A 25,715-nucleotide genomic window follows, 5' to 3' on the forward strand; every position below is an offset into this window, starting at 1 on the left:
GAGATTGATGATCATTGGAGAAATGAAAGCATACCTGCGTCAAGCAGAAGAGGGAGTGACAGCAGATCATGAAGAAAACGCTTGAGGCTTTGTTTCATCAACCAATCGTATCAGTGAAAGCGTTAGGAGAACAATATGATGGACGGGCTAATGATGTGTGGCTGATCTCCTTACAAGATAAAACGGAATATGTAGTCAAATCTCCTAAAACTGCAAGAGAAGAAAGTGAATTTGTGTCTGGGATCAAAATGATCTATGGAGTAGATGACCGTACTGTACAAGAGCATATTGATCAAATCAATCAAAAGCTGTCTCATACGCATTCCTTTCATATTCCAGAAGTTGTTCGTAAAGTGAAGAAGGCAGGGAGACAATTTTATGTAATGGAAAAAGTAGAAGGAACACCTTTCACATCTTTTGAGGGACGTTCATCAGACTTTTATAAGGATTATGGGAGGAAATTAGCACAGCTTCATTCATATCGTACTGACTTTTTTGGTGCAGTATACGGAGCTGAAAAGAAGCATTTGCGAGAATTCCATGCTGTGTTAAAAAAGGCTGTATCCAAACTCATAGGCCGCTATTACGCTGATCAGCCTGAATTTCACTGTTATGCAGAAATTGCGCTGCAAAAGATTGAAAAGCTAAAGCCTCCTGATTCAGCCAGTCTCATTTTAATTGATTTAGATCCGTCTCAATATATTGAAAAAGATGAGCAAGTGACGAGTTTAGTTGATACAGAATATGTCGTATATGGACCAGCTGCGTTTGATTTTATTGCGTTGGAATACCTTTTGACGAAAGAAGCTGCCCGCAATGTTCAATTGGGCTATGAAGAGATTTGCCCGCTTCCTCGTGATCTTCATGAGGTGAGAGAGTGCTATCGTTTTGTTTCTCTTCTGCTCGATATCCATGGCTCATGGGATTTGAAAAAATGGATGAATCACCCTATACTGTTTGACTCATATCGATAAAGGGTTCATAAGTGCGCCAGATGCCGGTTTATAGTAAAGTAAAGATAACAAAAGAAACACGTGAACTTGCAACCTTTGCTTTAGGAGGAGATTGTGTGCGACACGCATTAATAACAGCGGGTTCTAAAGGACTTGGCCGGAAAGTCACCGAGTCTTTACTGAATATGGGGTATTCTGTGACAGTGAATTATCGAAGTGATGATGAAGCTGTCCGGCAGATGAAAGAAGAATTACACCAGTACGAAGATAAGCTTCAATTTGTCCAAGGTGATGTGACAAAAAAAGAAGATTTAAAAAACATGGTAGAGCTGGCAGCAGAGCGATTTGGGCGGATTGATGCCTTGATTAACAATGCCGGTCCTTATATTTTTGAACGAAAAAAATTGGCGGATTACTCTGAAGATGAATGGTATCAAATGATGGAAGGCAACCTATCAGCAGTATTCCATTTGTTCCGAATGGTCATCCCAATGATGAGAAAACAAGGCTTTGGCCGCATTATCACTTATGGCTTCCAAGGTGCAGACCATGCGCCAGGCTGGATGCACAGATCAGCCTTTGGAGCGGCAAAAGTGGGTCTTGCGTCATTGACGAAAACCATTGCGATTGAAGAAGCCGAAAATGGCATCACTGCTAATATGGTTTGTCCAGGCAAAATCGTTGGAGACATGAAAGAATCGACAATAGAGAAAGCCCGTCAAATCAAAGACGATGAAACGCCGATAGGCAGGTCTGGCACTGGAGAGGATATAGGGCGTATCATCTCATTTCTATGTGATGACCGTTCAGACCTCATTACAGGCACCGTCATTGAGGCAACAGGTGGTCTTAACGTGATTCACAGGCATTAAGTTTTTCAGCTTTTTATAGAGGGAATAAATGATATGAGATCAAAATTTGAAAGGTGGATATACTTACATGAAAGCTACATATCATGGACATTCAGTTGTACACATTGAAACAAACGGATACCATATTTGGATTGACCCATTTTTAAATGGAAATAAGCACACAGAGATTAATCCGCAAGATGTGAAAGCGGATGTCATTTTACTGACACATGGACATGGAGATCACCTTGGTGACACGATTGAAATTGCTAAAAATAATGACGCTCTCGTCGTTGCGCCAAATGAGCTTGCAGTTTATTTAAGCTGGCAAGGGGTGAAAACGCACCCGCTTCATATCGGCGGCGGACGTGAGTTTGAATTTGGTAAAGTGAAGCTCACGCAAGCGTTTCATGGTTCAGCTGTCATTGATGAAGAAACGAAAACAATTACGTATACAGGCATGCCATCAGGTATTTTATTCACGGCAGAGGGCAAAACGATTTATCATGCTGGAGACACCGCGCTCTTTTCAGATATGAAGCTGATCGGTGAACTGAATCATATTGACCTTGCCTTTCTTCCAATCGGGGATAACTTCACGATGGGACCGGAAGATGCAAGAATCGCAGCAGAATGGCTGCGTGCAAAGCAGGTCGTTCCGATTCACTACAGCACATTCCCGCCAATTGAACAGGATCCGCATGCCTTTGCAGACAGCCTGCATGGCGGCGTCGGTCATGTGTTAAACAGCGGGGAATCAATCGAGATTTAATCCTCATATGAAAGAAGCTGGCACACAAATGCCGGCTTTTTTATTTGCCTTCATCTGCCGAAAGAAAAGACAAATTGCTATTAAAAGCCTCCTGCCCTTATAATGAAACATAGATGAAAACGCTGAAAACAAAAAGGGTGAACGGGATTGGCGACAAAGCATGAGCAAATTTTATCGTATATTGATTCATTAGATGTCGGAGAGAAAATTTCTGTCCGGCGCATAGCGAAAGAAATGAAAGTGAGTGAAGGCACCGCTTACCGGGCCATCAAAGATGCTGAAAATAAAGGATTCGTCAGTACCATTGAACGAGTCGGCACCATTCGAATTGAACAAAAGAAAAAAGAAAATATTGAAAAACTGACATATGCAGAAGTGGTCAATGTCATTGATGGACAGGTCCTTGGAGGACGCGCCGGCTTACATAAAACGTTAAATAAATTTGTTATCGGAGCGATGGAGCTGGACGCAATGATGCGCTATACAGCAGCTGGCAACCTGCTCATCGTCGGAAACCGAATCAATGCCCACAGACAGGCATTAGAGGCAGGGGCGGCTGTGCTGGTCACAGGCGGATTCTCAACAGATGATGAAATCATTCAGCTCGCAGATGAGCTGGAGCTGCCGATTTTATCGACAAGCTACGATACATTTACCGTAGCGGCTCTCATTAACAGAGCCATTTATGACCAATTAATTAAAAAAGAAATTGTGCTTGTAGAAGATATTTTAACGCCGATTGAACGCACCGTGTATTTATCACCAGAGGATAAGCTTGAAAAATGGTATGAAAAGAATTATGAAACTGGCCACGGCCGTTTCCCGGTCGCAGATGATCAAATGAAGATTCACGGAATCCTCACCTCAAAGGATATTGCGGGGCATGACCGCTCCACACCGATTGAAAAAGTGATGACGAAAAATCCGCTGACGGTCATTGGCAAAACATCTGTCGCCTCAGCTGCACAAATGATGGTGTGGGAAGGCATTGAGGTGCTGCCAGTTGTGGATGATCATGCGAAGCTGATTGGTATGATCAGCCGTCAGGATGTGCTCAAGGCGCTCCAAATGATTCAAAAGCAGCCGCAGGTCGGAGAAAAGCTGGATGATGTTGTCTCAAGAGGATTTAAAGAAGCCGATACAGAGAAACCAAAAGCAGATGCGGTTTATCAATACGAGGTCACCCCGCAAATGACGAACCAGCTTGGAAACATTTCATATGGAGTGTTCACACAAATTTTAATCGAATCAGCCAACCGCTTCTTAAAATCTCATAAAAAAGGCGAACTGATCGTTGAGAGTCTTTCTGTCTACTTTTTAAAACCAGTCCAAATGGAATCCACAATCCAGATTAAGCCGAATATTTTAGAAGTAGGACGCAAATTTGGAAAGCTGGAAGTCGAGGTGTACCATCAATCGAATATCGTAGGAAAAGCGATGCTGATGGTGCAGCTGATGGAAAGAGGATAATGATAAAAAGGGCGAACTCATGTCGCCCCTTTCCTTATTACGCGTGATCTTTTTCGCCTTCCTTTAAAAAGAGCGGAAGATAGTGCTTGTAGGCTTTATACCCAGCCCATGTACTGCCGATACCAACAGCAACAAAAATAAATCCGATGACAAATGCAAGTGACGAGCGGTTTAAAAATAATTGATTCACACCGAAGAGCAGGACAAAGCAGCCAAGTGCCATACTGGATTTCGCCGACCAGAATTTTTTCTCGACTGGCCGGTTCGTACGAACATTTTTTGCTTTGTAGTATAAATAAAACATGGCAGAACAAATAATAAACACAATCAAAACAAGCATGTGCCAAGCCTCCATTGTAAGTGGTTACAACCCTATTTTAAACGTAAATAGGCTTGCTTACTAGAATAAATTGTCTATTCCTCACTTTTCCGTCACGATAGATTATGATTTAATAATAAAAAGAGTATCGCATGAGAAGGAGTTTTTATGAAAAAAGAACTGATTAGAACCATATCATTATATGACACCATCATCATCCATAGACATGTAAGACCAGATCCTGATGCGTATGGATCGCAGTGCGGCCTTACGGAAATCTTGCGTGCCACCTATCCAGAAAAAAATATTTATGCGACAGGAACGCCTGAGCCATCCCTTTCATTTTTATATGAACTCGATGAGGTACCAGACGACGTGTATAAAGGGGCCCTTGTCATTGTCTGTGATACGGCCAATCAAGCAAGAATCGATGATCAGCGCTATTTAATGGGCGATAAGCTGATGAAAATCGACCATCACCCGAATGAAGATCCTTATGGTGATTTGCTTTGGGTGGATACAGAGGCAAGCTCTGTGAGCGAGATGATTTATGAATTGTACTTAGAGGGGAAAGAAGAAGGATATCAGCTGAACACAAAGGCAGCTGAATTGATCTATGCCGGCATTGTAGGAGACACAGGCCGCTTCCTTTTCCCAAACACAACGAAAAAGACACTCAAATATGCAGGGGAACTGATCGAATATCCATTTTCATCTTCAGATCTTTTCAATCAATTGTATGAGACAGATTTGAATGTCGTGAAATTAAATGGCTATATTTTTCAACATATTTCTTTGTCAGAGAACGGGGTTGCATCTGTTTTCATTAAGCGTGAAATTTTGGAATCGTTCCAAACAACAGCGCAGCAGGCCTCACAACTTGTTGGGACACTAGGAAATATTGCAGGCATTAAGGCATGGGTCTTTTTTGTGGAAGAAAACGATCAGATTCGTGTGAGATTCCGCTCTAAAGGCGTCGTCATTAATACCATTGCGAAAAAATATCATGGCGGCGGCCACCCGCTTGCAGCCGGTGCGTCCATTTATGATTGGGCAGTAGCAGATGAGATTTTGCGTGATTTAGAGGAAGTATGTAAATCATCATCATAAGAGAGGAGGGATACTTAAGTCCCTTCTCTCTTTTTTGTCATGGAGAAAAGGGTTACTTGCATACAGGGATAAACCAGCAGCCGATGTCTGTTGAATCTTCATAGGCTTGGAGATTTTGATGCTTTAATTCTTTTTTAATTAAATGAGCCATCATTTCTGTCTCAGCATAAGCACACATGCCGTCTTTGATCCGGCTTGCTTTGTCTCGTGCCATTTGACGATAGCTGTAAACCTCCATTGTCCTCACCTCTTTCTATTTAAGATCTCGTTCTACTTTTAGTGTATAAAAATGAAGCGTGAAAAGAAATCATTGAGGGCAGAAATTCATAAAAATTCCACAACCTCTTTATTCAGCAAATGAAATACGTACTTCAAGTGAAAGCTTCGTATAAATTGTCAGCTCTGTCACTTTCGCGCGGTATGCCTTTTCCCGAATGGTATATTCTTTATTTTCCACTGTCCGTTTTAGTAATTCCTTTGTTTTATAGACACTTTCAATATCTTTTGTAATGACTTCTGAGATATCCTCCTTGACCTGATCTTCAAACTTTAGCGTATCTGGCTCTGGGATTTTATATTGCTCACGATTCACGAGATGAACATCTACGCTTTGGATCAGCAGCCGCTTCTTATTATCCTCATTTAACTTATGCAAATCTTCCCGATAGAGTGTGATTTGTTCTTTCAGACTGTCCATATGATGCTGCTGGCTTCTCAGCAGTGTCACTTGTTTTTCCTGAAAGGTTCCGTAAGTAAAGAGAAAAATAAGCCAGCTTACAATCGCACCAAACATCATTCCTGCAAAAAAACGCTGCCAGCCTGGGCGTTTATACAGCTCCGGCACCCTCATGATGACACATGCTCCTGGGTGAGCCACGTAATTATGAGATACCCCGTTTGTGCACCGCCCATGGCAGAGATGATTAATAAAATCTGCTTGAAAATATCACGCGTGTTTCCTTCAAAAATGCCTCGTTCAAAGCTATATACAGCATCAAATGTTCCGCCGATAGCGGCGACAAGCGCCCAAATCTTTAAACGGTTGGCAAGACTAGTAATAATGGATAAAGGCGGCTGACCAGATAAATACGCACCAACGCCGCCTATGATAGCACCACCCAAGATGACCCCTAGGGCGATAAAATAACAGCTGATAAAATTCGGAATAAAAGCTTCCTTCACATCCATTTTGTCCACCTCACTCTATTCAATATATGGCGTGTGCTGGACAAGTATGAACGGACAGAAAAGAAAGAACATTTGTTTCTCATCGCATCGCGTTTTATAATGAAAGAATGACTTTAGACGAAAGGAGTGGATTAAGCATGTCTTATGTTCATCTTCAGGTCCACAGTGGATACAGCTTGTTAAGCAGTGCAGCTAAAGTAAAGGAGCTTGTGCTGAAAGCAAAAGAACTTGGCTGCAAGGCGCTCGCACTTACCGATGACCATGTGATGTATGGCACGGTTGAATTTTATAAGGAATGTAAAAAACATGGCATCAAGCCGGTTATCGGTTTAACAGCTTCTGTCTTCATAGATGAACAAGAGACAGAGGCTTATCCCCTGGTACTCCTTGCAAAAAACAATGAAGGCTATCAAAACCTAATCAAAATCAGCAGTGTGCTGAAATCAAAATCAAAAGCCGGATTGAAAGAGAAATGGCTCAAAAGCTATCACCGCGGGCTCATTGCCATCACACCAGGCGCATCTGGGTATATTGAAACGCTTTTGCAGCATGATCAGTTAGAAGAAGCGCGTGAAGCCGCCAAACAATTGCAGCATATATTCGGCGAGGGACATGTGTATATCGCACTTCAGCCATTTCAGCAGGACGAATCGCTCGCCGGCAAACTGCGGGACGTCTCACAAAGTGCAGACATTCCTCTTGTTGCGACGGGTGATGTTCACTATATCAATCGAGAAGACAAAATGGCTTATACGTGCTTAAAGGCGATTAAAGCAGGTAAGCAGCTTTCAGAGATAGAGGAAGACCGAGGAGAAAAGCATTTCAGAACCTTTGAAGAAATGTTGGAATGGTATAGAGATGATCGAGAGCTGCTGACAAGAACGGTGGAGATTGCAAACCGCTGTGAAGTTGATTTAAATCTTGGGCAGACAAAACTTCCATCCTATCCGACTCCTGATCAATCAACAGCAGATCAGTTTTTACGCAGAGTGTGTGCAGAAGGGATGAAGCAAAGAAAGATTGCTTCAAATGACATGTATGTCAAAAGGCTTGAATATGAGCTGAGCATTATCCAAAAAATGAATTTCAGTGATTATTTTCTCATTGTGTGGGATTTTATGAAGTATGCGCATGACAAAGGGATTGTCACAGGCCCTGGAAGGGGATCAGCAGCGGGTTCACTTGTTGCGTATGTTCTGTTTATTACGGATGTCGATCCGATCCGTCACGGTCTTTTATTTGAGCGTTTCTTAAATCCAGAGCGGATCAGCATGCCAGATATTGATATTGATTTCCCCGACACGAGAAGAGATGAAATCATTTCTTATGTAAAAGACAAATACGGAGACATGCATGTGGCGCAAATTGTCACGTTTGGAACACTTGCAGCAAAAGCTGCTTTAAGGGATGTTGGACGTGTGATGGGAATTGATTCAAAGGCAGCGGACCGTCTTGCCAAGCTGATTCCATCAAAGCCAGGAACGACGCTGAAAGAAGCGGTGACTGCATCTTCTGAATTAAAAACGATGCTTCAGCAATCCGAAGAGCTTCGAAAGGTCTTCCAAACTGCTTTAAAAGTAGAAGGCTTGCCAAGACACACCTCGACACATGCAGCTGGTGTTGTGCTGAGCGAAGAGCCGCTGACAGAGGTCGTTCCGATTCAAGACGGCCATGAAGGTGTGTATTTAACGCAGTACGCCATGAATTATTTAGAAGATCTTGGACTTTTAAAGATGGATTTCTTAGGGCTCAGAAACTTAACATTAATTGAATCCATTAAAAACCAGATTGAAAGACAGGAAAACGTCCACATTAACTTTAGTGACATTTCATATGAGGATCAGAAAACGTTTGAATTGTTATCCGCGGGAGATACAACTGGAATATTCCAGCTTGAATCACAGGGAATGCGTCAGGTGCTGAGACGCCTGAAGCCGTCTAGTTTAGAAGACATCGTGGCGGTCAATGCTCTCTATCGTCCAGGTCCAATGGAAAATATCCCGCTTTTTATCGACCGAAAGCATGGCAGAGTCAAGGTCTCCTATCCTCATCCTGATTTGTATGACATATTAAAGGATACATATGGGGTCATCGTCTATCAGGAGCAAATCATGCTGATTGCAGCGAAGATGGCTGGTTTTCAGCTGGGCGAGGCAGATCTATTAAGAAGAGCTGTTTCAAAGAAGGATAAAAAGGTCCTGGATGAAGAGCGAAGCCATTTTGTTGAAGGATGCCTCAAAAAGGAGTATCCTGTTAACATTGCAAATGACGTTTATGACTTAATCGTCAAATTTGCAAACTATGGTTTTAATAGAAGCCATGCTGTTGCATATAGCATGATTGGCTTTCAGCTTGCTTATTTAAAAGCGCATTATCCGTTATATTTTATGTGCGGTCTTTTAACGAGTGTAATTGGAAATGAAGACAAAGTTGCTCAATATTTCTATGAGGCGAAGGAAAAAGGGATATCTGTGTTGAAGCCTTCTATTAATAAGAGTGAGTTTCCATTTACGGTTGAAAAAGGGGAGATCCGCTACAGCTTAAGAGCGATCAAAAATGTCGGAGTGTCAGCTGTAAAGGATATATACAGAGCAAGACAGGAAAAGCCGTTTGAAGATTTATTTGATTTTTGCGCAAGAGTATCACCAAAGAGTGTCAACCGAAAAACGATTGAAGCGCTCATTTTTTCAGGGGCGATGGATGAGTTTTATCCCAATCGTGCTTCGTTATTAGCATCGATAGATATCGCGTTAGATCACGTGTCATTTTTAAATCCAGAGGATCAGCTGGACTTTCTTGGGGATACAACCTTCTCCATTAAGCCAAAATATGCGGAGATAGAAGAAATGCCGCTTGTTGATCTCCTGCAATTTGAAAAAGAGGCACTCGGGTTATATTTATCAAATCACCCAGTACAAGCATACCGAGACCGCTTAAGAGAGAATGGTGCAGTGGAAATCATCAGGCTTTCTTCCTATATAAAGCGTAAAATCTCAATGGGTGGTCTTTTGACAAAAGTGAAATCGATTCGGACAAAAAATGGACAATCGATGGCATTTGTGACATTTGGGGATGAAACGGGAGAAATGGAAGGCGTCGTCTTTCCAGAGCAATTTAGAAAGCTGTCCCCCTTACTTGAGGAGGGCAACATGCTTTATGTTGAAGGCAGAGTAGAAGTCAGAAATGACAGCAGTCAAATCATCGTGCAAGAAGCTGCTTTGCTGGAAGAGATGGACGAAAAAAGAAAAGAGTCTGTCTACATTCGTGTGAAAGAAGAGAATCATACGCAGGAGCTGCTAGAGCAAGTAAAACGAGTCATCTCAATGCACAGCGGAGAAGCAGATGTCTATTTGTATTATGAGAAGCAAAAAAAGACGATGAGACTTCCAGATGCATACAAAGTTCAGGCAGATCATGCTGTGATTTTCCAGTTAAAAGAGCTGCTCGGTGAACAAAACGTTGTGATTAAATGATGACAAATCGCCTGAATATGTTTTACAAATTCACCTATTGTGTTATCATTTTAAAGATTCTGTTTATTTAAAACTGCCAGTATGTGCTTATCAACTTAGCAAATCATTAAATCATTTTCCACTTGAAGGAGTGTTCATCACATGTCATTAAGAGAAGAAGCATTACATATGCACAAAGAGAATCAAGGCAAACTCGAATCAAAATCAAAAGTACAAGTGAAAAATGCGAAAGACTTGAGCTTGGCTTATTCACCTGGTGTTGCAGAACCATGTAAGGATATTTATGACGACACAAGCAAAGTGTATGATTATACAATGAAAGGCAATATGGTCGCTGTTGTCACAGACGGAAGCGCTGTTTTAGGACTTGGAAATATTGGTGCAGAAGCATCTCTTCCAGTAATGGAAGGGAAAGCTGTATTATTCAAAAGTTTTGCAGGCGTAGATGCCTTCCCAATCGCGCTTGCAACGAACGATGTAGACAAAATCGTTGAAACAGTGAAGCTTCTTGAGCCGACTTTTGGCGGTGTGAACCTTGAAGATATTGCAGCGCCTAACTGCTTTATCATCGAAGAGCGCTTGAAAAAAGAGACAAACATCCCAGTTTTCCACGATGATCAGCACGGAACAGCCATTGTGACAGTAGCAGGACTTGTGAATGCATTGAAGCTATCTGGAAAATCCATGTCTTCAATCAAAGTAGTGGCAAACGGCGCCGGGGCAGCAGGAATTGCGATTATCAAACTTCTTTATCATTTCGGTGTACGTGATATCATTATGTGTGATACGAAAGGTGCTATTTACGAAGGCCGCCCGAACGGTATGAATGCAGTGAAAAACGAAGTAGCTAAATTCACGAACCAAGACCGCAAAGAAGGTTCATTAGAAGAGGTCATTGAAGGCGCAGACGTCTTTATCGGGGTTTCTGTAGCAGGCGCTTTAACAAAAGAAATGGTTGGAAAAATGGCAAAAGATCCTGTCATCTTTGCTATGGCTAATCCAAATCCAGAGATCATGCCAGAAGATGCACATGCAGCAGGAGCAAGTGTTGTAGGAACTGGCCGTTCTGACTTCCCGAACCAAGTGAATAACGTACTGGCATTCCCAGGAATTTTCCGCGGAGCATTAGATGTACGTGCAACTCACATTAACGAAGAAATGAAAATCGCAGCTGTTGAAGCCATTGCGTCTCTTGTTTCAGATGAAGAATTGTCAGCTGAATATGTCATCCCTGCACCATTTGATGCACGCGTAGCACCAGCGGTAGCAAAAGCGGTGGCAAAAGCAGCAATGGAAACTGGCGTTGCAAGAATCAAGGTCGACCCAGAAGCTGTCGCTGAAAAAACAAGAAAATTAACGATTATCGGCGAATAATCAACTGGAAAAGTGTGCACGTTCTTTCTGAAACTGGAGAAAAACGTGCACCATTTCCTCTCTTACGCGAAAATTTTTTCATCCGGAATGAGATTTTTTTGTAGACGTTCACAATTCAAACATATCAACTGCTCAGCGCCCCAAACACATACTCATTTCTCATCAATTCCCCACTGAAAAAATTGAATGAAGGATGACAGCGTTTGACAAAAAAAGTACAATAGTTTCGGTACAGTTATGACATGTCCTATAATAGTGGATGTGCGTGTAAAGAAAAAACCCTTCAAAAAGGGAGGTAGTCATTTGTCAATCAAGAATATTTTCAGTAAAAAGAAAAAATATGCATCTGTACCCTCTGAACAGGCAAGTCAAGATGTGCCTGAAGGCATCATGACCAAATGTCCGCAATGTAAAAAAATAATGCTCACCAAAGAACTAGATAAAAATTTACGTGTTTGTATGAATTGCGGCAGACATTTGCAAATGAATGCAAAACAGCGTATTGAAAGCCTTGTAGATGAAGGCACATTTGAAGAATTTAACGGGCACCTCATTTCATCAAACCCGCTCGGTTTCCCAGGCTACGAAGAAAAGCTTGAGAAAGACAGAGAAAAAACATCTTTGAATGAAGCCATTGTTACAGGTAAAGGTGAAATTGAAGGCCAAAGTGCTGTGATTGCTGTCATGGATGCCACGTTCCGTATGGGCAGCATGGGATCGGTTGTTGGTGAAAAGATCACGCTGGCGATCGAGAAAGCAAAAGCGGACAAGGTGCCATTTATTATCTTTACTGCTTCTGGCGGAGCGAGAATGCAAGAGGGAATTCTCAGTCTCATGCAGATGGCAAAAACAAGTTCAGCATTAAAACTGTTCAGCGAGGATCAAGGTTTGATTATCTCTGTGATGACGAACCCAACAACTGGCGGTGTATCAGCTAGTTTTGCGTCTCTCGGTGATTACAATTTTGCAGAACCTGGTGCTTTAATTGGTTTTGCAGGCCGCAGAATCATTGAACAAACGATTCGTGAAGACCTGCCGGAGGACTTCCAGACGGCTGAATTTTTAATGAAGCATGGACAGCTTGATGCTGTGATCCATCGTGCAGAAATGAAAGAAACACTAGGCCGAATCTTAGCGCTACACAGCACAGGAGGTGAACGAGAGTGGCTGGAGAACTAGAATTTGAAAAACCTGTCATTGAACTTCGAGCGAAAATTGATGAACTGAAAAAGTTCACACAAAACTCAGAAATGGATTTAAGTGCAGAAATTGAGCGCCTTGAAACACGTCTGAGCAAGCTTGAAGCAGACATTTATACAAATTTAAAGCCGTGGGACAGAGTGCAGATTGCTCGGCATGCGATGCGCCCAACAACTCTCGATTACATTCAAGAGCTGTTTGACAACTTTTTCGAATGTCACGGTGACCGTTTTTATGGTGATGATGAAGCGATCGTTGGAGGAATTGCCACGTTTAAAGGGCTTCCTGTCACGGTTATTGGCCATCAGCGCGGTAAAGATACAAAAGAAAACTTGCGCCGTAATTTCGGAATGCCTCATCCAGAAGGCTACCGTAAAGCGCTGCGCTTGATGAAACAAGCAGATAAATTTAATCGTCCAATCATTTGCTTTATTGATACAAAAGGAGCTTATCCTGGTAAAGCGGCTGAAGAGCGCGGACAAAGTGAAGCAATTGCGAAAAACCTATTCGAAATGGCAGGACTTCGTGTACCAGTTGTCTGTATTGTCATTGGAGAAGGCGGAAGCGGCGGCGCACTAGGCTTAGGCGTAGGAAACCACCTATTCATGCTAGAAAACTCAACGTATTCAGTGATTTCACCTGAAGGTGCAGCAGCACTGCTCTGGAAGGACTCATCACTTGCGAAAAAAGCTGCAGAATCAATGAAAATTACCGCTCCAGACCTAAAAGAATTAGATATTATAGATGATGTTATTAAAGAAGTGCAAGGTGGAGCACATCGAGACGTGAAACAACAAGCAGCTTACATGGAAAAAACATTAAAACAGTCACTTACATCTTTGCTCAAACTAACGCCTGAAGAACTAGTCGAACAAAGATATGAAAAATACAAAGCAATCGGGAAAGTCTCGATTGAAAATCAATATATTGGGGTAAACTAAATAAACGTACAGCCTTTTTGGCTGGCGTTTATTTTTTTCATCTTTTTTCATGAAAACCATCTTCATGTAAGCGCTATTTGAAAATAATTTTCTTTTGTTTTCATAAAATTTGAAACGTCTGAAAACCTTGATATGACAAGGTTTATAGCACTTGCCTTTACAGATTTCAGAGAGATTTGCTTTCATGACGTTCTTAACTTTTGTTTAAAAACGGTTTATTTAATTGTATAATAAGTACGGTTTTAGAAATTCGTATTGAAAACATCCAAATTTGCTCATGATTGTTTTCAAGCAGTGGAAATGGTATGTTTAATTCATATATGGTCTCTGAGGTGAAAAAGATGAAGCGTATAGGAGTTTTAACAAGCGGTGGGGATTCCCCAGGAATGAATGCAGCTGTGCGCGCAGTTGTAAGGAAAGCAATTTACCATAATGTTGAAGTTTACGGTATTTATAATGGATACTCAGGTCTAATTAACGGTAAAATTGAGAAACTCGAAATAGGTTCAGTAGGCGATATCATTCATCGTGGAGGAACAAAACTTTACACGGCAAGATGTCCTGAATTCAAGACAGTTGAAGGTCGTGAAAAGGGAATTGAAAACTTAAAAAAATTCGGTATTGAAGGACTTGTAGTCATTGGTGGAGACGGGTCATTTATGGGAGCGAAGAAATTAACAGAGCTCGGTTTTCCATGTGTAGGTGTCCCTGGCACGATTGACAACGATATTCCAGGTACTGATTTCACTATTGGCTTTGATACAGCACTGAATACTGTCATTGATGCCATTGATAAAATTCGTGATACAGCCACATCTCATGAACGTACATACGTAGTGGAAGTAATGGGAAGACATGCTGGTGATATTGCTCTTTGGTCAGGTCTTGCGGGTGGAGCCGAATCTATTTTGATTCCTGAAGCAGACTATGACATGGACGAAATTATTGCTAGGTTAAGAAGAGGTCACGAACGCGGCAAGAAGCATAGTATCATCATCGTTGCAGAAGGCGTAGGCAGCGGTGTTGAATTTGGTAAGCGGATTGAAGAGGAGACAAGCCTTGAAACACGTGTATCCGTCTTAGGACATATTCAGCGCGGAGGTTCTCCGAGCGCGTTTGACCGAGTGCTGGCAAGCCGTTTAGGAGCATATGCAGTCGAACTTCTTCTCGAAGGACAAGGCGGACGCTGTGTAGGCATTCAAAGTAATGAACTCGTTCATCACGATATTTTAGAAATCTTAGATAAAAAACATACAGTCGATAAAAATATGTACCGACTTTCACAAGAGCTCTCTATATAAAACGAGAAGACCTTAGGAGGAACAGTAATGAGAAAGACAAAAATCGTTTGTACAATCGGTCCAGCAAGTGAAAGCATTGAAAAGCTGACTGAATTGATTGAAGCAGGAATGAATGTAGCCAGACTAAACTTCTCCCATGGAGATTTTGAAGAGCATGGTGCACGCATTGAAAACATACGTAAAGCAGGTAAAACATTAGGCAAGGACATTGCGATCCTTCTAGATACAAAAGGTCCAGAGATCCGTACACGTACAGTTGAAAACGGCTCAATTGAGCTAGTCGCTGGTGCTGATCTTATCGTGAGTATGGAAGACATTGTTGGAAATACGGAAAAAATTAGTGTGACATACGAAGATTTAATTCATGATGTAGAAGTAGGTTCAACGATTCTATTAGATGATGGTCTGATTGGTTTAGAAGTAAAAGAAATTAACAAGGACCGCAAAGAAATCGTCACTAAAGTCATGAATACAGGCACGCTCAAAAACAAAAAAGGCGTCAACATACCTGGCGTCAGTGTGAACCTGCCAGGTATTACAGAAAAGGATGCCAATGATATTCTGTTTGGAATTGAACAAGGTGTCGATTTCATCGCAGCTTCTTTTGTGAGACGAGCTTCTGATGTTCTTGAAATTCGTGAGCTTCTTGAAAAGAACAATGCGACTGATATTCAAATCATCCCTAAGATTGAAAACCAAGAGGGTGTTGATAACATCGACGAGATCCTTGAGGTATCTGACGGTTTAATGGTTGCGCGTGGAGATCTTGGTGTAGAGATCCCGGCAGAAGAAGTACCGCTTGTTCAAAAAATGCTGATTAAAAAATGCAATCGTTTAGGCAAGCCTGTCATCACAGCGACACAAATGCTGGACAGCATGCAGCGTAACCCACGTCCTACCCGTGCGGAAGCAAGTGACGTGGCAAATGCTATTTTTGACGGCACAGATGCGATTATGCTTTCTGGTGAAACAGCAGCAGGAACATATCCAGTAGAAGCTGTACAAACAATGCATAACATTGCATCACGTTCAGAAGAAGCACTAAATTATAAAGCAATTCTTTCTCGCAGAAGTGAAGAAGTAGAAGTCAGCATTACAGACGCGATCGGTCAATCTGTTGCACATACGGCAATGAAGCTTGATGTAGCAGCTATTGTGACACCGACGGAAAGCGGACATACAGCAAGAATGATTTCAAAATATAGACCAAAAGCACCAATCGTAGCAGTTACTGCAAACGAATCAGTGGCAAGAAAGCTTTCACTCGTATTCGGTGTATTTGCAAAGAGCGGATCAAAAACGACGTCTACAGATGAAATGCTTGAGAATGCAGTAGAAAAGTCAATTGAAACAGGCTATGTAAGACACGGCGATTTAATCGTGATTACAGCAGGTGTGCCAGTTGGTGAAACAGGTACGACGAACTTAATGAAAGTATATGTTGTCGGTGACATCATTGCGAAAGGTCAAGGTATTGGCCGTAAATCTGCATTTGGACCGGTTGTCATTGCACAAAGCGGAAAAGAAGCAGAAGAAAAAATGTACGATGGTGCGATCCTAGTCGCAAACTGCACAGATCGTGATATGATGGGAGCTTTAGAAAAAGCATCTGCCCTTATCACAGAAGAAGGCGGTTTAACAAGCCATGCAGCAGTTGTTGGACTAAGCCTTGGCATTCCAGTGATTGTTGGTCTTGACAGCGCCACGACACTTTTAAAAGAAGGCGAAGAGATTACAGTAGATCCAGCACGCGGAGCGATCTACAAAGGCCGTGCGAGTGTCCTTTAAATCATCCAAGAGGGGAGTTGTCTGACTCCTCTCTTTTTTTATGTTACACTAAAAAAAGTAAACAGCTTTCGATGAAAGATACCCCATGAGGTGATATGGTTGAAGAAATATTTTCTACTATTATTAATTCTGTTCCCTGCGGTGGAAATTAGTTTATTTTTAATCTCAAGTAAAATCATTGGCATTTTGCCAACCATGCTGCTCATCGTGCTGACAAGTGCCTTAGGTGCTTATTTTGCAAGAAAACAAGGTATAGAAGCCTTCCAAAAAGTGCAGCGAGATTTACAATATGGCAAGATGCCAGGGGGAGCGATTGTCGATGGTTTTTGCATTCTAATCGGCGGTCTGCTGCTGCTCATTCCAGGCTTCTTATCGGATCTCATTGGGGCTTTGCTGCTCATTCCGGTGACGAGAAAGGGAATCAAGCCGCTCTTTGAACGCTGGCTTAGAAACATGTCTAATCGTAACCGCTACACGATCATTCGTTAAAGAGACCTTCAGGCTGAAGGTCTCTTTTATTTTTGCATGCCATACCGAATGTACTCATAAATATCTCTGAAAACTCCTGCATTACGGAACGCCTGCCACACGACAAGGGAAGCAGGGCCAATCACAAGTCCAAGAAAACCAAACCATTTTAACCCGACAAATAGCGCAACAAGCGTTGCTAAAGGATTAAGTCCGATGGATTTGCTTAAGACTTTTGGCTCTGATATTTGTCTTTGAATGAGGACGACAATATACAAAATGCCCAGTCCAATGGCGAGGGAAAGATTTCCTGTCATAGCAGAATAAATGATCCACGGTAGAAAAACAGTGCCGCTCCCGATATATGGAAGTAAATCGACGAGCCCGATACATAAAGCAATCACAAGGGCATGCTCAACTTTTAAAATGATGAGTCCAATCAATACAATACCAATCGTCATGGCCACAAGCAGGAGCTGGGCTTTCATAAAGCCGGTAATGGCTTTTTTGATTTCAGATAAAATGGCACGTGTATGCTGCATCCATTTTGCGGGAAAGATACGTGAGCCATATGTTTTTAACGTAAACCAATCTTTCGTGATAAAAAAAGTTGCCAGAGCAGAAAATAACAGAGTGGCTGCTGCATCAGGCAAAAGACCCAAAAAAGCCGGAATAAGCTCGAGTGTTTTAGAAAGAAAAGTCCCGATTTTTGCGGCCGCTTCATCACCGAGTGCTTGAATTTGTCCCAAAATTGATTCCTTTTGACCTGCTTGAAGCGTATTAAATTGGGCCGTCACATCATGATATAAAGGCAGAATCTTGTCTGTGAAAAATTGCTCCACAATACCAATCATTTGATCAAGATGGCGGGGCAGCACCTTTGCCAAATAAGCACTTCCTGAAATGATTTCTGCTACTAAAAGCGTCATTAAGCCGGCAGCTGCGACTAAAAAGAGCAAGAGCACAATGACCACAACAAATCCTCTCGGCATTCCAGTGATCTCTTCGATTTTGCATACGGCAGGATGAATCAAACAAGACACAATAAGGGCGATCCAAAAAGGATATAAAAACGGAAAAGACTGATATAAAAAGACAACAGCAAAAACAGCAATGCTGATCATCATCAAACTTCGCAAAAAAATGGCCACATAGGCGTGATTCACACAATCCCCTCCAAAAAACAAGCATGTCCGATACTTCATTTTATTCAAAAAGATTAGTAATATGAAAAGGTCGCAATAAAAAGAAAGAAAGGAGCGGCGTATGTTTACTCAAGCAAATTTATTTTTGGTACTTTTACTCGTTATTGCACTTATTGCAAAAAACAATTCGTTAATTGTAGCAGTCTCTGTGCTGATCGCGATTAAGCTGATTGGCCTGGATCAAAAAATTTTCCCGGTTCTCCAATCTAAAGGCATTAATTGGGGAGTCACCGTTATTACCATTGCAGTGCTGGTCCCGATTGCAACAGGTGACATTGGATTTAAGCAGCTTGGAGAAGCGATGAAATCTTCCTATGCTTGGATAGCTCTTGGAGCGGGTATATTAGTAGCATTAATTGCAAAAAACGGGATTGTGCTACTCGAAAATGATCCGCATATTACGGCAGCGCTTGTGTTCGGTACCATTTTGGCAGTCAGCTTATTTAAAGGAGTGGCTGTTGGGCCGCTTATCGGGGCAGGAATTGCTTATTTGGCGATGCAGGCTGTGAAATTTTTCAGCGGGTGAAAAGAGAGTGGTTCCTGCCACTTTCTTTTTTAAATTTTTTCTTGCGTGAGCTTTTGCAAAAAAACATAATTAAATATATTAAAAGAAGCAAAATCCCTTTATTCCATGCCTGATATGGGAGACTGGAAAAAAAAATATCAAAAAAAATTATAGTTAAACATTTAACAAATGTCTGATTATTGTTTATAATGGGAATAGGCTTAATTTTGAACTCATTGATCACACAAGAGATATGAGGCTAAAAGCGCTCTAACCGTATAGGTAAATGTAAGCATTTTCTTTTCTGAGCCTGCTATCTTATTCGGATTGGATAGCGCTTTCAAAAAGTGAGAATTCTGCAACGAAGGGGAATCTTTTTAAAAAGGGGAGATTGAACATGACAGCAACAAGAGGTCTTGAAGGTATCGTGGCAACAACTTCATCCGTAAGCTCAATTATTGATGATACTCTTACTTATGTAGGGTACAATATCGATGATTTAACTGAAAAAGCTACATTCGAAGAAATTGTCTACCTGTTATGGCACTTAAAGCTGCCGAATGAGCAGGAGCTGAGTGAATTAAAACAGCAGCTCAACGAAAATGCTCAGATTCCGCAAGAAATCATTGAGCATTTTAAATCTTATTCGCTCGATGGGGTTCATCCAATGTCTGCGATTCGTACAGCAGTATCTTTACTAGGTTTACTCGATGACGAATCAGAGATTATGGACAAAGAAGCGAATTACAGAAAGGCGATTCGCTTACAGGCGAAAATTTCTGGACTAGTCGCTGCGTTTTCACGCATTCGCAAAGGACTTGAGCCTGTACAGCCAAAAGAAGAATACAGCTATGCTGCAAACTTCTTGTATATGCTAAATGGCGAAGAGCCGTCACCAGTAGAAATTGAAGCCATTGATAAGGCACTTATTCTACATGCGGATCATGAATTAAACGCATCGACATTTACAGCACGTGTATGTGTTGCTACACTATCAGATATCTACTCTGGTGTAACAGCGGCTATCGGTGCGCTGAAGGGACCGCTTCATGGCGGCGCTAATGAAGGCGTGATGAAGATGCTTTCAGAAATTGGCGAAGTTGAAAACGTAGATTCCTATATTCATGGTAAGCTAGAGAAGAAAGAAAAAATTATGGGCTTTGGCCACCGCGTATACCGTCAAGGTGACCCGCGTGCAAAGCATCTAAAAGAAATGAGCCAGCGTTTAACAAACCTCACTGGCGAGCCGAAATGGTATGAAATGTCTGTTCGCGCAGAGGAAATCGTGACATCAGAGAAAAATCTTCCACCAAATGTTGATTTTTATTCTGCATCTGTATATCACAGTCTTGGGATTGATCATGACTTGTTTACACCAATTTTCGTGATCAGCCGATTCTCTGGATGGATTGCTCACATTCTAGAGCAATATGACAACAACCGTCTTATCCGTCCAAGAGCTGACTACATTGGACCTGATCTTCAAACCTTTGTTCCGATCAGTGAAAGAGACTAATGTTTATAGAATAAGCGGGGGCTGATTTCAAAAGGCCAATCAGCCTCCATATCAACAAAAAACGAATCACGTGAAAAACTTCTTTGTTTGCAGACATCAAGCCAAGAAGTTTCAAATATTCACTACATAACCTGGGAGGTAATATCATTGTCACAAGGCGAAAAAATTACAGTTACTGGCGGCGTATTGAATGTACCAAATAATCCAATTATCCCGTTTATCGAAGGGGACGGAATCGGTCCTGACATTTGGAAAGCAGCATCAAGAGTACTTGAAGCAGCTGTAGAAAAAGCATATAAAGGTGAAAAGCAAATCACTTGGAAAGAAGTATATGCAGGTGAGAAAGCTTACAATAAAACTGGAGAGTGGCTTCCTGAGCAAACGCTTGAAGACATTCGTGAATACTTAATTGCGATTAAAGGACCACTAACAACACCAATTGGCGGAGGAATCCGTTCATTAAACGTGGCACTTAGACAAGAGCTTGATTTATTCACATGCTTACGTCCTGTTCGCTGGTTCAAAGGCGTACCTTCTCCTGTGAAACGTCCAGAAGACACAGATATGGTGATCTTCCGTGAGAACACAGAAGATATCTATGCAGGTATCGAGTATGCAAAAGGTTCAGACGAAGTGAAGAAATTAATTGACTTCTTGAAAAACGAATTAGGTGTAAATAAAATCCGTTTCCCAGAAACGTCAGGTATCGGAATCAAGCCAGTTTCTGAAGAGGGAACATCCCGTCTTGTCAGAGCGGCTATCCAATATGCAATTGACCAAGGCCGTAAATCTGTGACGCTTGTTCACAAAGGAAACATCATGAAATTTACAGAAGGTGCCTTCAAAAACTGGGGCTACGAAGTGGCTGAAAAAGAGTTTGGTGACAAAGTCTTTACATGGGCACAATATGATCGTATTGTAGAACAAGATGGAAAAGATGCGGCAAACAAAGCGCAAAGTGAAGCAGAAGCTGCTGGCAAAATCATTGTCAAAGACAGCATTGCAGATATTTTCCTTCAACAAATCCTAACTCGTCCAGCTGAGTTCGATGTTGTGGCTACAATGAACTTAAATGGAGATTACATCTCTGATGCACTTGCAGCACAAGTTGGTGGAATTGGTATCGCACCTGGTGCGAACATCAACTACGAAACAGGACACGCTATTTTTGAAGCGACTCACGGAACAGCACCAAAATATGCTGGTCTTGATAAAGTGAATCCATCTTCTGTTCTTCTATCAGGCGTGCTTTTACTTGAGCACCTTGGCTGGCAGGAAGCAGCTGATCTAGTGATTCAATCTGTTGAAAAAACAATTGCATCTAAAGTCGTCACATACGATTTTGCTAGATTAATGGATGGCGCAACAGAAGTGAAATGTTCTGAGTTTGCTGACGAGCTCATCAAAAACTTGTCTTGATTCTTAAACTTTAAAGTTAAAGGGGAAAAAGGAAATGGCAAACAAGCGTAAAAAAGTATCTGTCATCGGAGCAGGTTTTACAGGAGCAACTACAGCATTTCTAACGGCTCAAAAAGAATTAGCGGATGTCGTATTAGTTGATATCCCGCAGCTTGAGAACCCAACAAAAGGGAAAGCTCTTGATATGCTGGAAGCAAGCCCTGTTCAAGGCTTCGATGCGAACATTACAGGCACTTCTAACTACGAAGATACAGCCGGTTCTGATGTCGTGGTCATTACGGCAGGAATTGCAAGAAAGCCGGGAATGAGCCGTGACGATCTCGTGTCAACAAATGAAAAAATCATGCGTAGCGTGACACGCGAAATCGTTAAATATTCTCCAGAAGCCATTATTGTTGTGTTAACAAACCCTGTTGATGCAATGACATATGCCGTTTATAAAGAATCAGGATTACCAAAAGAAAAAGTCATTGGACAATCGGGTATTCTTGATACAGCACGCTTCCGTACGTTTGTTGCTCAAGAATTAAACCTATCTGTCAAAGATGTGACGGGATTTGTGCTTGGTGGACATGGCGATGACATGGTTCCGCTTGTTCGTTACTCCTATGCAGGCGGTATCCCGCTTGAAACATTGATTCCAAAAGATCGTATTGATGCGATTGTTGAAAGAACAAGAAAAGGTGGCGGCGAAATCGTAAACCTATTAGGTAACGGTAGTGCCTATTATGCACCTGCTGCTTCACTCGTAGAAATGGTTGAGGCGATTCTAAAAGATCAGCGCCGCGTGATCCCAACGATTGCATACCTTGAAGGTGAATATGGCTACGAAGGCATTTACCTTGGTGTACCAACAATCGTAGGTGGAAACGGCCTTGAGCAGATCATTGAGCTTGAGCTGACAGAAGAAGAAAGAAGTCAGCTTGACCGTTCTGTTGAATCTGTTAAGAACGTCATGAAAGTATTGTCTTAATATGAAAAAAAGAAGGCTTCTCTTATGAGGGGCCTTCTTTTTGTTTACAAAACCAATCTTGTCGAAATTTTAAATTGTCCTCTTGTTAAGCTTTCGTTAAAATGAAAGAGAAAGCATGACTTCTCGCTTTTCACATAAGATACAAAAAAACGGATGCAGGGGAAATCACTAATTGGAGGCACAACATGAATAAAAAAATATTAGTTGTGGATGATGAAGAATCGATTGTAACACTTCTAAGCTATAACCTTGAAAGGGCGGGCTATGATGTCGTCACAGCAAGAGATGGGGAAGAAGCGCTTGAAAAAGCAGCAAGTGAACAGCCTGATCTCATTGTATTAGATTTAATGCTTCCGAAAATGGACGGCATTGAAGTGTGCAAACAACTGAGAATTCAAAAAATGATGTTCCCTATTTTAATGCTGACAGCAAAGGACGATGAATTTGATAAGGTGCTCGGTCTTGAACTTGGAGCCGATGATTACATGACAAAGCCATTCAGTCCTAGAGAAGTGGGTGCTCGGGTAAAAGCCATCTTGAGAAGAGCGCAGCAATCTCAGCCTGTCCCCGCGCAAGAGGAGAAGGAAGAGGTCATTGCAGACCAAATCAAAATTGGTGAACTGCGCATTTTACCAGAACACTATGAAGTCTACTTCCAAGAAGAACGCCTAGAGCTTACGCCGAAGGAATTCGAACTGCTGCTTTATTTGGCCAAGCATAAAGGACGTGTCCTCACACGTGATCTGCTGCTAAGTGCCGTTTGGAATTATGACTTTGCGGGTGATACTCGTATTGTGGATGTACATATCAGCCACTTGCGGGACAAAATTGAAAAGAATACGAAAAAACCAACATACATTAAAACCATTCGCGGCTTAGGCTACAAATTGGAGGAGCCAAAGCCAAATGAGTAAAATTAGAACCCGTCTGTTTTCGGGCCTTATTTTTCTCCTTTTTATTGTGTTTGTTGCACTTGGCCTTTTTTTGGATCACATGTTCCATGTTTTTTATGAAACAAAATTAACGGAACGAATGGAAAATGAATCGAGCTTTCTTCTTTCTTCCATGGATGGTGATGATCTGCAGGCGAAGCAAAACAAGGAGATCCTCAATCAGGCAAAGCAGCATCTCGATATGAATGCGTCAATTGTGGACCTGAAGGGGAATATCATACATACAACGGGTCAAGCGGAGCAAAGGGGCATCATTCAAAACACACTGAACAATGAACGCCTTCAAACAAAAGGCGTCGTCATTGAGGATGAGAAGGATGCGCTGTTTCATTACGCAGTCCCTATCCTGAAACAAAACAAACCAGTGGGCTATTTATTTCTCCATGCGTCATTCCAGCCTTTAAATGAAATTGACGGCCAGCTTTGGCTCGCATTAGCCGTTTGTCTTGGCTCGGCGATTATTATTATCGTTTTCTTTGGATACCGCATGTCGATGAAATATGTAAAACCGATAGATTATGCCACAAAGGTAGCCAAACAGCTGGAACGCGGGAACTATGATACCAATCATTATGAAGAGCTCATCATCGAAACAAGTGAGCTTAATACATCAATGAAGCGCCTGGCAGAAAGCCTTCAAGAAATGACCAGCACTGGGGAAATGCAGCGGGACCGTCTGCAAACAGTCATTGAAAACATCGGTGCAGGAATTATTTTGATTGATAAGATGGGATATATTAACCTAGTCAATCGAACTTTCCGCAAGCAGTTTAAGGTGCAAAAGCACATTTACATGCACAAGCTGTATCATGAAGCATTTACTCATGAAGAAATTATTGAGCTGATTGACGAAATTTTCATGACAGAAACGAAGGTGCGGAAGTTTTTACGCCTCGCCGTTGACATTGAACGGCGCTACTTCCAGGTGGATGGTGTTCCCATTTTAAGTACAGACGATGAATGGAAAGGAATTGTCCTTGTATTTCATGACGTGACAGAAACAAAGCAGCTGGAGCAGATGCGAAAAGATTTTGTCGCCAATGTGTCTCACGAATTAAAGACACCGATTACGTCGATTAAAGGATTCTCCGAAACTCTTCTTGATGGAGCGATTGATGACAAAGAAGCGCTGACACAATTCCTTTCCATCATTCTAAAAGAGAGTGTCCGTCTCGAAACTCTCATTCAAGATTTACTCGATCTTTCCAAAATCGAGCAGCAGCATTTCAAGCTGAATATTCAAGACGCCAATGCGACAGAAATCATTCAAGAGATTGAAGTCCTTTTAAAACAAAAGGCCGCAGAAAAAGGCATTCAATTACAAGTGCGAATCCCGAAAGAGCCTGTCTATGTGATGGCAGATCCGCTGAGGTTAAAGCAAATCTTCCTCAATCTCGTGAACAATGCCCTTACCTATACACCAGAGGGAGGGAGTGTCACCATCTCAGCAAGACCGCGGAAAGGCGCCTATGAATTTGATGTAGCAGATACAGGAATCGGCATGAAGAAAAGCGAGATTCCAAGAATATTTGAGAGATTTTATCGAATTGATAAAGATAGAAGTAGAAATTCAGGCGGTACAGGACTTGGTCTTGCCATTGTCAAACACCTTGTGGAGGCGCATGAAGGGACGATTTCGGTCCATAGCAAACAAGGTAAAGGAACGACTTTTACAGTGAGCCTGAAATCAAAATAGGGAAAAAAGGAAAGTCACGTTAAAATTTACATGATCTTTACAATGAATTCATGTTTAGTTAAACAATCATTGGTAGGATGAATAGGAACCCCTTCATCCAAGGAGCCAATTTTGTAAGGACGAAAACACTTGTTGTTTTCGTCCCTTTTTTTATGCAGGTTCGACTATTTTCTTTTCAAAATAAACTTTGATAAAATGATGATACAATGTGTGAAAGAGACGGCTGAAATGGCTCAGCCG

The 25,715-nt window shown here is 41.8% G+C and carries 23 protein-coding genes; 18 read left to right on the forward strand and 5 right to left on the reverse strand.

The features are described from left to right. Positions 1-68 precede the first annotated feature (68 nt). From AAZR19_RS04020 to AAZR19_RS04035, 4 genes are all read left to right on the forward strand, one after another. Positions 69-974 (forward strand): aminoglycoside phosphotransferase family protein, encoded by a 906-nt coding sequence (locus tag AAZR19_RS04020; RefSeq protein WP_218677100.1) that lies wholly within the window; start codon positions 69-71, stop codon positions 972-974. 95 nt (positions 975-1,069) lie between these two features. Continuing rightward, positions 1,070-1,825, forward strand: a complete 756-nt coding sequence (locus tag AAZR19_RS04025) for an SDR family oxidoreductase (protein ID WP_218677101.1) — start codon at positions 1,070-1,072, stop codon at positions 1,823-1,825. A 67-nt stretch (positions 1,826-1,892) separates the two neighbouring features. Next, positions 1,893-2,576: a metal-dependent hydrolase gene (locus AAZR19_RS04030; RefSeq protein ID WP_218677102.1), complete on the forward strand. Its 684-nt coding sequence runs from the start codon at positions 1,893-1,895 to the stop codon at positions 2,574-2,576. A gap of 147 nt (positions 2,577-2,723) precedes the next feature. Continuing rightward, positions 2,724-4,046 (forward strand): CBS domain-containing protein, encoded by a 1,323-nt coding sequence (locus AAZR19_RS04035; RefSeq protein ID WP_024424801.1) that lies wholly within the window; start codon positions 2,724-2,726, stop codon positions 4,044-4,046. A gap of 37 nt (positions 4,047-4,083) precedes the next feature. On the opposite strand, the gene AAZR19_RS04040 is transcribed toward AAZR19_RS04035, so the two are convergent. After that, on the reverse strand, positions 4,084-4,386 hold the full coding sequence (locus AAZR19_RS04040; RefSeq protein WP_003216665.1) for a YtpI family protein: 303 nt from the start codon (positions 4,384-4,386) through the stop codon (positions 4,084-4,086). 147 nt (positions 4,387-4,533) lie between these two features. On the opposite strand from AAZR19_RS04040, the gene AAZR19_RS04045 reads away from it, so the two are divergent. Further along, complete coding sequence (locus AAZR19_RS04045; RefSeq protein WP_024424800.1) at positions 4,534-5,475, forward strand: DHH family phosphoesterase; 942 nt, start codon at positions 4,534-4,536, stop codon at positions 5,473-5,475. 52 nt (positions 5,476-5,527) lie between these two features. Here the strand turns inward: AAZR19_RS04045 and AAZR19_RS04050 are convergent, their stop codons facing one another. The 3 genes from AAZR19_RS04050 to AAZR19_RS04060 all read right to left on the reverse strand — a co-directional run bounded on the left by AAZR19_RS04050 (position 5,528) and on the right by AAZR19_RS04060 (position 6,663). Next, positions 5,528-5,713, reverse strand: coding sequence for a hypothetical protein (locus AAZR19_RS04050; RefSeq protein WP_003216400.1), 186 nt, complete (start codon positions 5,711-5,713; stop codon positions 5,528-5,530). Positions 5,714-5,821: 108 nt separating this feature from the next. Continuing rightward, complete coding sequence (ytrI, locus tag AAZR19_RS04055) at positions 5,822-6,325, reverse strand: sporulation membrane protein YtrI (RefSeq protein WP_003216226.1); 504 nt, start codon at positions 6,323-6,325, stop codon at positions 5,822-5,824. Beyond that, on the reverse strand, positions 6,322-6,663 hold the full coding sequence (locus tag AAZR19_RS04060; RefSeq protein ID WP_024424798.1) for a YtrH family sporulation protein: 342 nt from the start codon (positions 6,661-6,663) through the stop codon (positions 6,322-6,324). Before AAZR19_RS04060 ends, ytrI begins: the two co-directional genes overlap by 4 nt. A 137-nt stretch (positions 6,664-6,800) precedes the next feature. Between AAZR19_RS04060 and dnaE the strand changes: the two genes are divergently transcribed. From dnaE to AAZR19_RS04095, 7 genes are all read left to right on the forward strand, one after another. Further along, positions 6,801-10,136 carry a DNA polymerase III subunit alpha gene (gene dnaE / locus AAZR19_RS04065; protein WP_434702381.1) on the forward strand — a complete coding sequence of 1,112 codons (3,336 nt, stop codon included), beginning with the start codon at positions 6,801-6,803 and terminating at the stop codon, positions 10,134-10,136. A gap of 141 nt (positions 10,137-10,277) precedes the next feature. Beyond that, positions 10,278-11,510 (forward strand): NAD(P)-dependent malic enzyme, encoded by a 1,233-nt coding sequence (locus AAZR19_RS04070; RefSeq protein WP_025092260.1) that lies wholly within the window; start codon positions 10,278-10,280, stop codon positions 11,508-11,510. 303 nt (positions 11,511-11,813) lie between these two features. Next, entirely contained in the window at positions 11,814-12,689 is an 876-nt protein-coding gene (gene accD, locus AAZR19_RS04075) for an acetyl-CoA carboxylase, carboxyltransferase subunit beta (RefSeq protein WP_024424796.1), read from the forward strand. Beyond that, positions 12,674-13,651 carry an acetyl-CoA carboxylase carboxyl transferase subunit alpha gene (gene accA, locus AAZR19_RS04080; protein ID WP_024424795.1) on the forward strand — a complete coding sequence of 326 codons (978 nt, stop codon included), beginning with the start codon at positions 12,674-12,676 and terminating at the stop codon, positions 13,649-13,651. Before accD ends, accA begins: the two co-directional genes overlap by 16 nt. Before the next feature lie 341 nt (positions 13,652-13,992). Further along, positions 13,993-14,952 carry a 6-phosphofructokinase gene (pfkA, locus tag AAZR19_RS04085; RefSeq protein ID WP_024424794.1) on the forward strand — a complete coding sequence of 320 codons (960 nt, stop codon included), beginning with the start codon at positions 13,993-13,995 and terminating at the stop codon, positions 14,950-14,952. 27 nt (positions 14,953-14,979) lie between these two features. Beyond that, a complete protein-coding gene (pyk, locus tag AAZR19_RS04090; RefSeq protein ID WP_024426143.1) occupies positions 14,980-16,740 on the forward strand; it encodes a pyruvate kinase in 1,761 nt (586 codons plus the stop codon). A gap of 99 nt (positions 16,741-16,839) precedes the next feature. Then, positions 16,840-17,229 (forward strand): FxsA family protein, encoded by a 390-nt coding sequence (locus AAZR19_RS04095; protein WP_024424793.1) that lies wholly within the window; start codon positions 16,840-16,842, stop codon positions 17,227-17,229. A 26-nt stretch (positions 17,230-17,255) separates the two neighbouring features. Here AAZR19_RS04095 and ytvI read toward each other — a convergent pair whose 3' ends face one another. Further along, on the reverse strand, positions 17,256-18,374 hold the full coding sequence (ytvI, locus tag AAZR19_RS04100; protein ID WP_076840305.1) for a sporulation integral membrane protein YtvI: 1,119 nt from the start codon (positions 18,372-18,374) through the stop codon (positions 17,256-17,258). 100 nt (positions 18,375-18,474) lie between these two features. Between ytvI and AAZR19_RS04105 the strand changes: the two genes are divergently transcribed. The 6 genes from AAZR19_RS04105 to pnpS all read left to right on the forward strand — a co-directional run bounded on the left by AAZR19_RS04105 (position 18,475) and on the right by pnpS (position 25,475). Beyond that, positions 18,475-18,939 (forward strand): DUF441 domain-containing protein, encoded by a 465-nt coding sequence (locus AAZR19_RS04105; protein WP_024424791.1) that lies wholly within the window; start codon positions 18,475-18,477, stop codon positions 18,937-18,939. A 376-nt stretch (positions 18,940-19,315) separates the two neighbouring features. Further along, positions 19,316-20,434: a citrate synthase gene (gene citZ, locus AAZR19_RS04110; protein ID WP_024424790.1), complete on the forward strand. Its 1,119-nt coding sequence runs from the start codon at positions 19,316-19,318 to the stop codon at positions 20,432-20,434. 147 nt (positions 20,435-20,581) lie between these two features. Then, positions 20,582-21,853 (forward strand): NADP-dependent isocitrate dehydrogenase, encoded by a 1,272-nt coding sequence (gene icd, locus AAZR19_RS04115; protein WP_024424789.1) that lies wholly within the window; start codon positions 20,582-20,584, stop codon positions 21,851-21,853. A 34-nt stretch (positions 21,854-21,887) separates the two neighbouring features. After that, positions 21,888-22,826 (forward strand): malate dehydrogenase, encoded by a 939-nt coding sequence (mdh, locus tag AAZR19_RS04120; protein WP_008356047.1) that lies wholly within the window; start codon positions 21,888-21,890, stop codon positions 22,824-22,826. A gap of 185 nt (positions 22,827-23,011) precedes the next feature. Further along, positions 23,012-23,740, forward strand: coding sequence for a response regulator transcription factor (locus AAZR19_RS04125; protein ID WP_024426141.1), 729 nt, complete (start codon positions 23,012-23,014; stop codon positions 23,738-23,740). Continuing rightward, positions 23,733-25,475, forward strand: coding sequence for a two-component system histidine kinase PnpS (pnpS, locus tag AAZR19_RS04130; protein WP_024424787.1), 1,743 nt, complete (start codon positions 23,733-23,735; stop codon positions 25,473-25,475). The genes AAZR19_RS04125 and pnpS overlap by 8 nt, the downstream gene beginning before the upstream one ends. Positions 25,476-25,715: the final 240 nt, after the last annotated feature.

It is taken from the genome of Bacillus sp. Je.9.29.b, assembly GCF_051129925.1.
GTDB lineage: Bacteria > Bacillota > Bacilli > Bacillales > Bacillaceae > Bacillus > Bacillus safensis.